26 protein-coding genes are annotated in these 12,304 nt (G+C 59.6%); all 26 read right to left on the minus strand.

Features of this window, described 5'->3' with window-relative positions; all coding sequences use genetic code 11:
• Window positions 1-91 precede the first annotated feature (91 nt).
• The 26 genes from rpsD to rplC all read right to left on the minus strand — a co-directional run bounded on the left by rpsD (window position 92) and on the right by rplC (window position 12,266).
• Window positions 92-721, minus strand: coding sequence for a 30S ribosomal protein S4 (gene rpsD, locus RKP46_RS18685; RefSeq protein ID WP_311108020.1), 630 nt, complete (start codon window positions 719-721; stop codon window positions 92-94).
• Window positions 722-734: 13 nt separating this feature from the next.
• Entirely contained in the window at window positions 735-1,130 is a 396-nt protein-coding gene (rpsK, locus tag RKP46_RS18690) for a 30S ribosomal protein S11 (protein ID WP_311108021.1), read from the minus strand.
• A 19-nt stretch (window positions 1,131-1,149) separates the two neighbouring features.
• The gene (rpsM, locus tag RKP46_RS18695; protein ID WP_300333068.1) at window positions 1,150-1,512 is read right to left on the minus strand and encodes a 30S ribosomal protein S13; all 363 of its coding nucleotides are present in this window, start codon (window positions 1,510-1,512) and stop codon (window positions 1,150-1,152) included.
• 77 nt (window positions 1,513-1,589) lie between these two features.
• Complete coding sequence (rpmJ, locus tag RKP46_RS18700) at window positions 1,590-1,703, minus strand: 50S ribosomal protein L36 (RefSeq protein ID WP_287460219.1); 114 nt, start codon at window positions 1,701-1,703, stop codon at window positions 1,590-1,592.
• 64 nt (window positions 1,704-1,767) lie between these two features.
• On the minus strand, window positions 1,768-1,986 hold the full coding sequence (gene infA / locus RKP46_RS18705) for a translation initiation factor IF-1 (protein ID WP_287635448.1): 219 nt from the start codon (window positions 1,984-1,986) through the stop codon (window positions 1,768-1,770).
• Window position 1,987: 1 nt separating this feature from the next.
• Complete coding sequence (secY, locus tag RKP46_RS18710; protein WP_311108022.1) at window positions 1,988-3,313, minus strand: preprotein translocase subunit SecY; 1,326 nt, start codon at window positions 3,311-3,313, stop codon at window positions 1,988-1,990.
• A 23-nt stretch (window positions 3,314-3,336) separates the two neighbouring features.
• Complete coding sequence (gene rplO, locus RKP46_RS18715; protein ID WP_311108023.1) at window positions 3,337-3,771, minus strand: 50S ribosomal protein L15; 435 nt, start codon at window positions 3,769-3,771, stop codon at window positions 3,337-3,339.
• Between the two features lies 1 nt (window position 3,772).
• Entirely contained in the window at window positions 3,773-3,955 is a 183-nt protein-coding gene (rpmD, locus tag RKP46_RS18720; RefSeq protein WP_311108024.1) for a 50S ribosomal protein L30, read from the minus strand.
• A 3-nt stretch (window positions 3,956-3,958) separates the two neighbouring features.
• Entirely contained in the window at window positions 3,959-4,483 is a 525-nt protein-coding gene (gene rpsE, locus RKP46_RS18725; RefSeq protein ID WP_311108025.1) for a 30S ribosomal protein S5, read from the minus strand.
• A 26-nt stretch (window positions 4,484-4,509) separates the two neighbouring features.
• Window positions 4,510-4,863, minus strand: a complete 354-nt coding sequence (gene rplR / locus RKP46_RS18730) for a 50S ribosomal protein L18 (protein ID WP_311108039.1) — start codon at window positions 4,861-4,863, stop codon at window positions 4,510-4,512.
• A gap of 13 nt (window positions 4,864-4,876) precedes the next feature.
• Window positions 4,877-5,413: a 50S ribosomal protein L6 gene (gene rplF, locus RKP46_RS18735; RefSeq protein WP_311108026.1), complete on the minus strand. Its 537-nt coding sequence runs from the start codon at window positions 5,411-5,413 to the stop codon at window positions 4,877-4,879.
• Window positions 5,414-5,423: 10 nt separating this feature from the next.
• Window positions 5,424-5,819 carry a 30S ribosomal protein S8 gene (gene rpsH, locus RKP46_RS18740; RefSeq protein WP_311108027.1) on the minus strand — a complete coding sequence of 132 codons (396 nt, stop codon included), beginning with the start codon at window positions 5,817-5,819 and terminating at the stop codon, window positions 5,424-5,426.
• 15 nt (window positions 5,820-5,834) lie between these two features.
• Window positions 5,835-6,140, minus strand: coding sequence for a 30S ribosomal protein S14 (rpsN, locus tag RKP46_RS18745; protein ID WP_311108028.1), 306 nt, complete (start codon window positions 6,138-6,140; stop codon window positions 5,835-5,837).
• A gap of 6 nt (window positions 6,141-6,146) precedes the next feature.
• A complete protein-coding gene (gene rplE / locus RKP46_RS18750) occupies window positions 6,147-6,686 on the minus strand; it encodes a 50S ribosomal protein L5 (RefSeq protein ID WP_311108029.1) in 540 nt (179 codons plus the stop codon).
• Window positions 6,687-6,695: 9 nt separating this feature from the next.
• Window positions 6,696-7,013 carry a 50S ribosomal protein L24 gene (rplX, locus tag RKP46_RS18755; RefSeq protein WP_311108030.1) on the minus strand — a complete coding sequence of 106 codons (318 nt, stop codon included), beginning with the start codon at window positions 7,011-7,013 and terminating at the stop codon, window positions 6,696-6,698.
• 8 nt (window positions 7,014-7,021) lie between these two features.
• Window positions 7,022-7,390, minus strand: coding sequence for a 50S ribosomal protein L14 (gene rplN / locus RKP46_RS18760; RefSeq protein ID WP_300333045.1), 369 nt, complete (start codon window positions 7,388-7,390; stop codon window positions 7,022-7,024).
• Window positions 7,391-7,523: 133 nt separating this feature from the next.
• Window positions 7,524-7,790, minus strand: a complete 267-nt coding sequence (gene rpsQ / locus RKP46_RS18765; protein ID WP_311108031.1) for a 30S ribosomal protein S17 — start codon at window positions 7,788-7,790, stop codon at window positions 7,524-7,526.
• The gene (gene rpmC, locus RKP46_RS18770; RefSeq protein ID WP_311108032.1) at window positions 7,787-7,981 is read right to left on the minus strand and encodes a 50S ribosomal protein L29; all 195 of its coding nucleotides are present in this window, start codon (window positions 7,979-7,981) and stop codon (window positions 7,787-7,789) included. Before rpmC ends, rpsQ begins: the two co-directional genes overlap by 4 nt.
• A 2-nt stretch (window positions 7,982-7,983) precedes the next feature.
• Window positions 7,984-8,397 (minus strand): 50S ribosomal protein L16, encoded by a 414-nt coding sequence (gene rplP / locus RKP46_RS18775; RefSeq protein WP_311097168.1) that lies wholly within the window; start codon window positions 8,395-8,397, stop codon window positions 7,984-7,986.
• The gene (gene rpsC / locus RKP46_RS18780) at window positions 8,381-9,235 is read right to left on the minus strand and encodes a 30S ribosomal protein S3 (protein WP_311108033.1); all 855 of its coding nucleotides are present in this window, start codon (window positions 9,233-9,235) and stop codon (window positions 8,381-8,383) included. The genes rplP and rpsC overlap by 17 nt, the downstream gene beginning before the upstream one ends.
• Before the next feature lie 9 nt (window positions 9,236-9,244).
• On the minus strand, window positions 9,245-9,574 hold the full coding sequence (rplV, locus tag RKP46_RS18785) for a 50S ribosomal protein L22 (RefSeq protein WP_311108034.1): 330 nt from the start codon (window positions 9,572-9,574) through the stop codon (window positions 9,245-9,247).
• A 10-nt stretch (window positions 9,575-9,584) separates the two neighbouring features.
• Complete coding sequence (rpsS, locus tag RKP46_RS18790) at window positions 9,585-9,860, minus strand: 30S ribosomal protein S19 (protein ID WP_300333034.1); 276 nt, start codon at window positions 9,858-9,860, stop codon at window positions 9,585-9,587.
• A 14-nt stretch (window positions 9,861-9,874) separates the two neighbouring features.
• Window positions 9,875-10,702: a 50S ribosomal protein L2 gene (rplB, locus tag RKP46_RS18795; RefSeq protein WP_311108035.1), complete on the minus strand. Its 828-nt coding sequence runs from the start codon at window positions 10,700-10,702 to the stop codon at window positions 9,875-9,877.
• On the minus strand, window positions 10,702-11,004 hold the full coding sequence (gene rplW / locus RKP46_RS18800) for a 50S ribosomal protein L23 (RefSeq protein WP_311108036.1): 303 nt from the start codon (window positions 11,002-11,004) through the stop codon (window positions 10,702-10,704). The genes rplB and rplW overlap by 1 nt, the downstream gene beginning before the upstream one ends.
• A complete protein-coding gene (rplD, locus tag RKP46_RS18805; protein ID WP_311108037.1) occupies window positions 11,001-11,621 on the minus strand; it encodes a 50S ribosomal protein L4 in 621 nt (206 codons plus the stop codon). The genes rplW and rplD overlap by 4 nt, the downstream gene beginning before the upstream one ends.
• Entirely contained in the window at window positions 11,622-12,266 is a 645-nt protein-coding gene (rplC, locus tag RKP46_RS18810; protein WP_311108038.1) for a 50S ribosomal protein L3, read from the minus strand. It abuts the gene before it with no gap.
• Between the last annotated feature and the right edge of the window lie 38 nt (window positions 12,267-12,304).

Consider the following 12,304-nt stretch of genomic DNA (forward strand, 5'->3'; position numbering starts at 1 on the left):
AGGCTTTGCACATCGATGATGCGAGGTTTGAAGAGTCCGCTGCTTTGCATGTGCTATCCTTTGCCCGATTCCGTATCGCTTCACCCACCTACTACTTCGAGTAGAGTTCGATAACCAGGCTTTCGTTGATCGTCGGCGGTAGTTCGGTGCGTTCCGGGTGCGCCTTGTAGGTGCCTTTCGCCGCTTTCGCGTCGACTTCCAGCCAAGCCGGGAACCCACGAGCTTCCGCTGCCGCCAAAGCAGCCTTGACGCGCAGATGCGCCTTCGCCTTCTCCGCCACCTCGATCACATCGCCGGGGCGCACCTGGTACGACGGGATATTGACCCGCCGCCCATTGACCAGAATTCCGTTATGGCGAACGACCTGACGCGATTCTGCGCGTGAAGCGGCAAACCCCATACGATAGGCGACGCTGTCAAGGCGCGACTCGAGCAACTGCAGCAGAACCTCACCGGTCACGCCCTTGCGCCGGTCAGCCTCCTGATACACCTTGCGGAACTGACCCTCCAGCACGCCATAAATGCGCCGAATCTTCTGCTTTTCGCGCAGATGCACGCCGTAATCCGACAGGCGCTGACCAGATTTCTGACCGTGCTGGCCTGGAGCGTACGATCGGCGTTCGATCGCGCATTTATCGGTAAAGCACTTTTCACCCTTGAGGAACAACTTCTCGCCTTCGCGGCGGCATTGACGACACTTCGGATCCAGGTTGCGAGCCACTTTCTTCTTCTCCTCAAATCCGACGCCGCTTCGGCGGCCGGCAGCCGTTGTGCGGAATCGGGGTGACGTCGGTAATGGCCGTGATCTTCATGCCCAGCGCGTTCAGCGCGCGCACCGACGACTCACGCCCGGGGCCAGGCCCCTTGATGCGAACCTCAAGGTTCTTGACGCCGCACTCCACGGCGACCTTGCCGGCAGCCTCAGCCGCCACCTGAGCGGCAAACGGAGTACTTTTCCGCGAGCCCTTGAAGCCGGCTCCACCCGACGTCGCCCAGGACAAGGCATTGCCCTGGCGGTCTGTGATCGTGATGATCGTGTTGTTGAAAGACGCGTGGATGTGTGCCACCCCCTCCGCGACATTCTTCCTGATCTTGACTTTCTTGCGAACTTTCGTCGTCGTCTTGGCCATGTTCCGGTCCTATTTCTGGTTATTTCTTGCCGGCAATCGGCTTGCGCGGACCCTTGCGGGTGCGCGCGTTTGTTCGCGTACGTTGCCCGCGCGCCGGCAGGCCCTTGCGGTGCCTCAGGCCCCGGTAGCAGCCAAGATCCATCAGTCGCTTGATGCTCATCGTTACTTCGCGACGCAGATCTCCTTCGACGGTGTGCTTTCCGACCTGATCGCGCAGCCGGTCAAGCTCGGCTTCCGAGAGATCCTTCATCTTCGTCGAACGAGCGACTCCAGCGGCGTCGCAAATCTTCTGCGCACGCGGACGTCCAATCCCGTAAATCGCTGTGAGTGCGATCTCCGCGTGCTGGTGGTTCGGTAGGTTTACGCCTGCGATGCGGGCCATCGATTCACCCCAAGATAATCAAAACTTCCCATTATACCTTTAATCGCTTGTCAACACACTAGCGTGCGCCGCGGCGATCAGCCCTGACGCTGCTTGTGGCGCTGATCCGAGCAGATCACGCGCACGATTCCATGACGCCGAATAATCTTGCACTTGCGGCAAATCCGCTTTACAGATGCGAGCACTTTCATCATTGACTCCTGATTCTAACGCACACGAACGCTGTGCCCGGCGCGGTTACTTTACGTGGAATGATCATTTCGCGCGGAAGACAATCCGCGCGCGACTAAGGTCGTATGGCGTCAGTTGAACGGTTACCTTGTCGCCCGGAAGGATCCGGATATAGTGCATCCGCATCTTGCCGGAAATGAAGCCAAGCACGATGTGGCCGTTCTCCAGCTTTACCCGGAAGGTCGCGTTCGGAAGGTTTTCGATCACCTCTCCCTGCATCTCGATCAAGTCTTCTTTGGCCATTCTATTTCGCCGGGATTCCAGACCCCTTGAAGTTTGCCTTCTTCAAGAGACTCTCATATTGATGCGACATCGCGTAAGCCTGAACCTGCGTCATGAAATCCATTGTAACGACAACGATAATGAGCAAAGAGGTGCCACCGAAATAGAACGGGACATTCCATTTGAGGATCAGAAACTCCGGCAACAGGCAAACGATCGTAATATAGCCGGCGCCCACCAAGGTCAGGCGCATCAACACCTTGTCGATGTAGCGGGCAGTCTGCTCGCCTGGGCGTATGCCCGGAACGAAGGCCCCGCTGCGTTTCAGGTTGTCAGCCGTTTCGCGTGAGTTGAAAACCAGTGCGGTATAGAAGAAGCAGAAAAAGATGATTGCAGCAGCGTACAGCATCACGTAGATCGGCTGCCCAGGGGAGAGCGCAGCGGCGATGTCCTTCAGCCAGCGGACCGACTCGCCCGAACCAAACCAGCCGGCAATCGTAGCTGGAAACAAAATGATCGAAGAAGCGAATATGGGTGGAATCACGCCGGCCATGTTCAGTTTGAGCGGCAGGTGCGAGCTTTGCCCCCCATAGATCTTGTTCCCCACTTGACGCTTGGCGTAGTTCACCAGAATCTTGCGCTGTCCCCGCTCGACAAAAACGACGAAAGCGGTAACCACAACGACCAGGACGCTGATGACGATGGCGGTCAGCGGATGCATCGCTCCAGTGCGAACCAGCTCGAGAAGCCCGCCAATGGCGTTCGGCAAGCCCGCCGCGATTCCGGCGAAGATGATGATCGAGATGCCGTTGCCCAGGCCGCGTTCGGTTACCTGTTCTCCCAGCCACATGAGGAACATCGTGCCGGTGACCAACGTTGTCACCGTCAGCAGGCGAAACATCAGCCCCGGCTCAAGCACCAGGCCAGGCTGGGACTCGACGGCGACGGCGATACCGACGCCCTGGAATAGTGCGAGGAAAACCGTACCGTAGCGCGTGTATTGCGTGATCTTCCGCCGCCCGGCTTCGCCCTCCTTCTTCAGTGCTTCAAGCTGAGGGCTGGCGTGCGTCATCAGTTGCATGATGATCGACGCCGAGATGTAGGGCATGATCCCCAGCGCGAAAATCGTGAAGCGCGACAGCGCACCCCCCGAGAACATGTTGAACATGCCGAGGATGCCGCCCTGCTGCTTGTTGAACAGCTCGCTGAGAACCAACGCGTCGATTCCAGGTACCGGAATGTGCGAGCCAATCCGATAGACGACCAGTGCGCCGAGCAGGAACCAAAGCCGGCGCTTCAAATCGCCAAACTTTCCTCCTTTGCTGACGTTCCCCGAACTAGTGACCAAAACTGCTCGCTCCGCTGGACTGGTTATTCGGCAATGCTGCCACCTGCGGCTTCAATCGCCGCACGTGCTCCGGCAGTCGCGCCGACCCCTTTGAGCACCACTTTGCGCGAGATCTCGCCAGACAGCACCACCTTCACCGACAGCGCGTCTCGACGGACCAGATTCGCCTGCACCAGGGTCGACAGATCGATCTCCTCGACCGGCAGGCCAGCGACTTCCGACAGCCTGACTTCGACGTTGCGCGCGTTGGTCAGCGACTTGAAACCTCTCTTCGGCAGTCTGCGCTGCAACGGCATCTGCCCCCCCTCAAAACCGACCTTGTGCAAACCACCGGCGCGCGACTTCTGGCCCTTATGACCGCGTCCGCAGGTCTTGCCAAGACCTGAGCCGATCCCCCGACCGACGCGCTTACGCTCCTGTCTGGCGCCGCTGGCAGGCTGTACCGTGTTAAGTTTCATTCTAGCCCTCACACTTGACGAGATACGCCACCTTGTTGATCATGCCGCGCACGGCCGGGGTATCTTCCAGCAGCGCGCTGCTGCTCACCCGGCGCAGGCCGAGTCCACGCACCGTCGCGCGATGGGCAGCTTTTGTACCGATCAGGCTCCTGACCAGCGTCACCTTGACCTTCTTTTCGCTCATGGCCTACTCCAGAATCTCGGCAACCGTTTTGCCGCGCTTGGCGGCCACCTCGGCTGGCGTGGTCATTGAACGCAAACCGTCGATGGTCGCGCGGACGATGTTGTACGGATTGGTCGAGCCGTGCGCCTTGGCGACCACATTGGCCATTCCCATGACGTCAAACACAGCCCGCATTGCACCGCCCGCGATGATTCCGGTGCCCTCAGGCGCCGGCTGCATCATTACCCGCGACGCGCCGTGGTGACCGAGAACGGTGTGCTGCAGCGTGCCATTCTTCAGGCTCACCTTGATCATGCTACGCCGCGCCTCTTCCATAGCCTTCTGGACAGCCACCGGGACTTCCCGCGACTTTCCCTTTCCCATGCCGATGCGACCGTCTCCGTCACCGACCACGGTGAGGGCGGCAAAGCCGAGAATTCTTCCCCCCTTGACCACTTTTGTGACTCGGTTGATCGAGATCATCTTCTCGCGCATTCCGTCATCCGGCTTCTCGGCTGGCTGCGGCTTTCTGCTTTGCGGTTTCGCCATTGACTACTCCAATCCTTTTCCGTCTATCAGAACTTCAGACCGGCTTCGCGCGCGGCGTCGGCCAGCGCCTTGATCCGCCCGTGATAGCGGAAGCCAGCCCGATCGAAAGCCACTTCGTCTACGCCCGCCTCCTTCGCACGCTCGGCAATCAACTGGCCGATACGGCGCGCCGCATCGACATTACCCCCGTTGGGCAGGCTTTGCCGAATCGCGGGCTCTAGCGAAGATGCAGCTGCCAGGACGCGCGAGCCACAGGCCGAAATCACCTGAGCGTAAATGTGGCAGTTGCTGCGGTGAACCGACAGGCGAATGGCCTTGAGCTCGGCGATCTTGGCTCGCGTCTTGCGTGACCGGCGCAGGCGCGCCTCTTTCTTGTCAATCATCTAAGTACCCTTACTTCTTCTTCTTGGTTTCTTTGATAACGACTACCTCGTTCACATGGCGAACGCCCTTGCCTTTATAGGGCTCGGGCTTGCGATATGCGCGAACTTCGGCCGCCACCTGACCAACGAGTTGCCGATCGACGCTCTTCAACACGATCTCCGTCTGCGTCGGCGTCTCGGCGGTGACGCCCGCCGGCAGCCGGTAAGCCACGGGATGCGAAAAGCCAAGGTTGAGACTCAGCGTGTCACCCTGCGCCTGCGCCCGATAGCCAACGCCCACCAGCGTCAGCCGGCGCTCGAAACCCTTGCTCACACCAGTCACCATGTTGGCAACCACCGCACGCAGCGTACCGGAAAGTGCGTCGCCCCGTGCTGCGCCCGGAACCGGCTTGCAGAGAAGGCTATCTGCCTGCTGCTCGATGGTCACCGCCGGATTCGCTGGCATGTCGAGCGCACCGAGAGGTCCCTTGACGGATATTCTGCCGCCGTTCAAGTCGACCGCAACCCCCTGCGGGAGAACGATCGGATTTTTTGCTACTCGCGACATGGCATCCCCTTTAAGCGACTATGCACAGCACTTCGCCACCGACATGGCTGGCGCGCGCCTTGCGATCCGTCATGACCCCCTTCGGCGTCGATACGATCGCCACACCGAGCCCGTTCATCACCGGCGGGATCGCATCCGCTCCGCGGTAAATGCGCAGGCCGGGGCGAGACACGCGGTCGATACGCTCGATCACCGGCCGTCCGGCATGGTATTTCAGGCCGATTTCCAGGAGTGGCTTGCCGAGGTTCTCGCCAACGCTGAAATCTTCAATGTAGCCCTCGTCCTTCAGCACCCGGGCAATAGCGACCTTGACTTTCGATGACGGCATGCTGACCGACGCCTTGCTGGCCATCTGGGCATTCCGAATTCGGGTCAGCATGTCGCTGATCGGATCGCTCATACTCATATCGTTTTCTCCTGCCTACCAGCTTGCCTTGATCATTCCTGGAACGCCACCTTGCATCACGAATTCACGCAGTTTGCCGCGGGCCAGACCGAACTTTCGAAAAACACCGCGCGGCCTCCCAGTCAAGGTACAGCGATTGCGCAATCTGACTGGGCTGGCGTTGCGCGGCAAAGCCTGCAATTTCAGCCGCGCTTCGAAGCGCTCTTCCAGAGAACGGCTTTCATCCTCGATCACCGTCAACAGCTCGCCGCGCTTCTTCGCATACTGTTGCACAGTCTTGCGCCGCTTTTCGCCGCGGTTGATCACAGCTAGTTTCGCCATTTCGTTTCAGTTCCTGAAGGGAAATTTGAACGCGCCAAGCAAGGCACGCGCTTCTTCGTCGGTCTTTGCGGTCGTCGTGACGCTGATATTCATCCCGCGCAGTGCGTCGATCTTGTCATATTCGATTTCCGGAAAGATGATCTGCTCTTTCAGACCGAGACTGTAATTTCCACGGCCATCAAAACCCTTTCCCGAGATCCCACGAAAGTCCCGCACGCGCGGCAACGCCACGGTGACCAGGCGATCAATGAACTCGAACATGCGCGGACCACGCAAGGTCACCATGCAGCCGACCGCATATCCCGTGCGGATTTTGAATCCGGCGATGGATTTCTTGGCCTTGGTGATGACCGGCTTCTGCCCGGCAATCCGAGTCATGTCGCCAACCGCGTTTTCCAGCACCTTCTTGTCGGCTACCGCCTCACCGACGCCCATGTTGAGCGTCACCTTGGTTATCCGCGGCACCTCCATCGGCGACTTGTAACCAAACTTGTTGGTCAGATCGGCAATGACTTTGGTCTTGTAGTAATCAAGCAAACGCGCCATGACAGTTCCTTAAGCCCCCAACACTTCACCGTTCGACTTGAAGTAGCGCACTTTGCGACCGTCCTCAAGAGTCCTGAAGCCGACTCGATCGGCTTTCCTCGTCGCCGGGTTGTAGAGCATGACGTTGGAAACGTGCAGCGGCATTTCCTTCTCCACGATACCGCCGACTACACCCTTCACCGGATTCGGCTTGAGGTGCTTCTTGACCCGATTCAGCCCCTCGACGACGACATGCTCGGCGTCAGTGCGGCGAATCACGGTTCCCCGCTTGCCCTTGTCTTTGCCGGCGATGATCACCACGTCATCGCCCTTGCGAATTCTTTCCATGGTTGTCCTTACAGCACTTCCGGAGCCAGCGAGACGATTTTCATGAAGCGGTCACCGCGCAACTCGCGTGTTACGGGACCAAAAATCCGCGTGCCAATCGGCTCGAGCTTGTTATTCAGCAGGACCGCCGCGTTGTGGTCAAATCTGACCAGCGAACCGTCGACGCGCCGCACCCCTTTCGCCGTGCGAACCACGACGGCACTATACACGTCACCCTTTTTCACCCGACCGCGCGGTGCAGCATCCTTGATGCTGACCTTGATGATGTCGCCGACTCCGGCATAACGGCGCTTAGAGCCGCCAAGCACCTTGATGCACATCACCGAACGGGCGCCGGTATTGTCGGCGACATCCAGGACTGTTTGTACTTGTATCATTTTTTACTCCAACTTGCCCCGCAGCAGCGGTCAGTCTTGGACCCCGTACGGGGGGTGGACTCGCCCAGCGAGAGACTCAGCGTGGGCGCAGGAAAACTTGCTATTTTAAGCAAACCACAGAAAAACGCAAGGTTTAGATCGCGATGGCACGCTGCAGAAGCTTGCTGACGACCCAAGACTTGGTCCGCGAAAGCGGGCGATGCTCCTGGATCTCGACCAGGTCGCCCATTTTCGCCTCGTTGTTTTCGTTATGGGCGTGGTACTTGCTGGAGCGGACAATGATCTTCTTGTAGACCTCGTGCTTGACACGGCGCTCGATCAGCACGGTCACCGTCTTTTCCATGCGGTCACTGACAACACGGCCAATCAACGTCCGCTTATTGTTGCTGGTCTCGCTCATTGTTGGACCGCCTTTTCACGAAGAAGCGTGCGTACGCGAGCAATCTGCCGGCGCACCTTGCCAATCTGGCTGTTGTTGGTCAACTGCTGCGTCGCCAGCTGCATGCGCAAACCAAACTGCGCCTTCAGCAGGTCGAGGAGTTCCTTCTGCAACTCGTCGACAGTCTTTGCTCTGAGTTCACTGAGTTTCATGCTCAACCCACCATACGCGTTACAAAAGCCGTCTGAAAGGGCAGCTTGGCAGCCGCCAGCGCAAACGCTTCACGCGCCAACCCTTCGTTGACGCCGTCCATCTCATAAAGTACTTTGCCCGGCTTGATCTCGGCAACGTAGTACTCTGGACTTCCCTTGCCACTTCCCATGCGGACCTCGGCTGGCTTCTTGGAGATCGGCTTGTCAGGGAAGACGCGGATCCAGATGCGGCCGCCGCGTTTGATATGGCGCGTCATCGCCCGCCGGGCAGCCTCGATTTGGCGCGCCGTCAGGCGGCCACGGCCGATCGCCTTGAGTCCGAACTCACCAAAGCTGACGTCCGCCCCACGCGTCGCCAAGCCCGTGTTGCGGCCTTTTTGCTCCTTGCGGTATTTTCTTCTAGCTGGCTGCAGCATCTGTCGTACCTGCCTTTCTAACACGTTTTACCGCTGCTTTTGCATCGGCGGGCGCTGCCCCTTCACCACGTGGCGCCTCTTCACTGCCGTCGGCCCGCGCGCGCACGCGTGCTTTCTCACCAGCTTCTCCCGGTGGACGCGTCATCCGCCTTGGCCGACGGAGCTGCTCTTCCGATGGGGCCTCCGGCGCCGCTGCCGGCTGGTCATGACGATTAAGCACTTCCCCCTTGAACACCCAAACCTTGACACCGATCAAACCGTACGTCGTCAAGGCCTCGGAGGTCGCATAGTCGATGTCGGCGCGCAAGGTGTGCAGTGGCACACGCCCCTCGCGATACCATTCTCGGCGAGCGATTTCGGCACCGTTCAGGCGACCCGAGCTCATGATCTTGATTCCCTGTGCGCCCAGGCGAGTGGCATTCTGCATCGCACGCTTCATCGCGCGTCGGAACATGATCCGCTTTTCCAGTTGCTGAGTGATCGAATCGGCAATCAACTGCGCATCAAGTTCTGGCTTGCGGATTTCTTCGATGCTGACATGCACGGGCACGCCCATGATCTTCTGCAGAGCCGCGCGCAGGTGGTCGATCTCCTCACCCTTCTTGCCGATCACCACGCCCGGCCGCGCGGAGAAGACCGTCACCCGGGCGTTCTTTGCCGGACGCTCGATCAGGATACGCCCCACCGAGGCGTGCTTCAGCTTCTTCTTGAGGTACTCGCGGACCTTGATGTCTTCGTTGAGCATTCCGGCGAAATCCCTGTCCCCGGCGTACCAGCGAGACGACCAATCTCGGGTGAGTGCCAGACGAAATCCGGCTGGGTGAATCTTTTGTCCCATTCTTCTTCCTCAGTTGCCGACAGTCAGAAAGACGTGACAGGTCGGCTTGACGATCCGGTTGCCCCGCCCCTTGGCGCGTGCTGAAAAACGCCTGAGCACTGTCGCCTGCTCGACGCTGATGCTCTTCACCTTCAGTTCGTCGACGTCGGCGGAATCATTGTGTTCAGCGTTCGCAATCGCCGACTCCAGCACCTTCCTGATGATTCCCGCGCCCTTTTTGGGGCTGAAAGCGAGGATGTTGAGCGCTTTCTCGACCGCCAGGCCGCGAATCTGATCGGCGACCAAGCGACCTTTCTGACTCGACAACCTTACGCCGCGCAACACTGCACGAGTTTCCATAGTCAATCCTTTACTTCTTCGCCTTCTTGCCGGCGGTGTGACCCTTGAATGTCCGCGTCAGCGAGAACTCACCAAGCTTGTGCCCAACCATGTTTTCGGTCACGTATACCGGCACGTGTTGCTTGCCGTTGTGCACCGCAATGGTCAGACCAACGAAATCCGGCAGCACCGTCGACCGGCGTGACCACGTCTTGATCGGTCGTTTGTCGCCCGTTGCGCGCACCGCGCTCACTTTCTTCATCAGATGAGCGTCGGCAAACGGGCCTTTCTTAATGGAACGTCCCATGGTTGTTCTATCCCCTAGCGTTTGTGACGGCGCTGCACAATCATCGAAGTCGTACGCTTGTTGCGACGCGTACGATAGCCCTTGGTCTTCGTTCCCCATGGGCTCACCGGATGCATGCCCGAAGCCGTCTTTCCTTCGCCGCCGCCGTGCGGATGGTCGATCGGGTTCATCGCCACGCCACGTACCGTTGGGCGAATACCCCGCCAACGATTACCCCCGGCTTTGCCGATCGAACGAAGGCTATGCTCCTCGTTACCCACTTCGCCGATCGTCGCCCGGCACTCGACGTGCACCCGCCGAATCTCTCCAGAGCGCAAGCGAAGCTGCGCATAACCCCCCTCGCGTGCAAGCAACTGCGCAGAGGTGCCCGCCGAGCGCGCCAACTGAGCCCCTTTACCGGGGAGCATTTCGACGCAGTGGATCGTCGTCCCCACCGGGATGTTGCGAATTGGCAGCGCGTTACCAATCTTGATCGGCGCTTCAGAACCGCTCACCACCTGCTGGCCGACGGCCAGCCCCTTTGGCGCAACGATGTACCGGCGCTCGCCGTCCGCATAGCAGAGCAAGGCGATGTTTGCTGTCCGGTTGGGGTCGTATTCCAGGCGCTCGACGGTCGCGGGCACGCCATCCTTGCTGCGCTTGAAGTCGATCAGTCGGTAATGCTGTTTGTGCCCACCCCCCTGATGGCGGGTCGTGATATGGCCGTTGTTGTTGCGGCCGGCGCGTTTGGCCTGCGGTTCGAGCAGCGCGGCCAGCGGCGCACCTTTGTGCAAACCGGGGCTGACGACCCGGATGACCGCACGCCGCCCGGGCGATGTCGGTTTGACTTTGACGAGCGCCATCAGACGGCCCCCCCATCGACGAAATTGATTTCCTGACCGGGTTTGAGGCAGACATACGCCTTCTTCCAGCCTTTGCGCCGACCCATCATGCGTCCGAAGCGCTTCTTCTTGCCTTTGACGTTGGCGATATTCACCGAATCGACGGCCACCTTGAAGAGGAGCTCGACGGCACTCTTGATTTCGGGTTTCGTCGCGTCCGGAACGACTCGAAAGATGATCTGCTGATACTTGTCGCCAATGAACGTTGCCTTTTCGGAGATCTGCGGCGCCAGCAAGACCTGCATTAGACGTTCTTGATTCATCCGAGCATCTCCTCGATCTTGGTCAGCGCATTCTTCGTCAGCAGCACGTGCGGAAAGCGCACCAGCGATACCGGGTCAGCCTGGTGAGCTTCAACCACCAGCACCTTGGGCAGATTGCGCGCCGCCAGGTAGAGGTTCTCATCCAGCGCGTCCGTGATGACGAGCACCGAATCGTAGCCCATGGCCTTGATCTTTTCGGCGAAGAGCCGCGTTTTCGGAGCGTCGATCGACAATCCGTCGACCACCGCCAGGCGGTCTTCACGAACGAGTTGCGAAAAGATCGACGCCATACCCGCGCGATACATCTTGCGGTTCAGCTTTTGGCTGAAGTTCTCGTCCGGCGAGTTCGGGAAAACGCGCCCGCCACCCCGCCAGATCGGCGACGACGACATCCCGGCGCGCGCACGCCCGGTTCCTTTTTGTCGCCACGGTTTTTTTGTCGTATGGCTGACGTCGTGCCGGTCGCGCTGTGCACGGCTCGCGCCGCGCGCGTTCGCCTGGTAGGCGACCAGCACCTGGTGCACCAGGGCCTCGTTGTAGTCGCGCCCGAAGAGTACGTCTGAGGCCTGCAGACGACTGGTTTCCTCGCCTGCTTGATTGATCAGCTTAAGTTCCATCTACGCCCCCGTCTTGACTGCCGGTCGAACGACGACGTCCGTTCCGCGTGATCCGGGCACGGCGCCCTTGACCAGAAGCAACTGGCGGTCGACATCAACCCGCACGATCTGCAGGTTCTGCTGGGTACGCTTGACCGCGCCCAGATGGCCGGCCATCTTCTGGCCTGGGAAGACCCGCCCAGGATCCTGGGCCTGCCCGGTCGAACCGGGCGCGCGATGCGACACCGAGTTGCCGTGCGCATCGCCCTGCGACGAGAAGTTGTGGCGCTTGATTGGCCCGGCAAAGCCCTTGCCGATGGTATGCCCGGTGACGTCGACTTTCTGGCCAACCGAAAAGATTGTCACCTGGATGTGATCGCCGGGCTTCAAACCGGCCAGTTCCTCGACGGAGACCGGAAACTCTTTCAGCACGTGCCCCGCTTCGACCCCAGCCTTGGCCAGATGACCGGCCAGCGGCTTGTTCACGCGCGACGCACGGCGTTTGCCGAAAGTCACCTGAACGACGGAGTAGCCGTCACGTTCGGGCGTCTTGATTTGGGTGACGCGATTGTTGGACACGTCGAGCACGGTTACCGGAACGCTTACACCGTCGTCGGTAAAAATGCGCGTCATGCCGACCTTGCGCCCCACAAGGCCTAGACTCATGTTTATTCTCCTCTGACCGGCTACGATTGGCCGGCGAG

Origin of the sequence: Accumulibacter sp., assembly GCF_031732815.1 — a bacterium.
Taxonomy (GTDB): Bacteria; Pseudomonadota; Gammaproteobacteria; order Burkholderiales; family Rhodocyclaceae; genus Accumulibacter.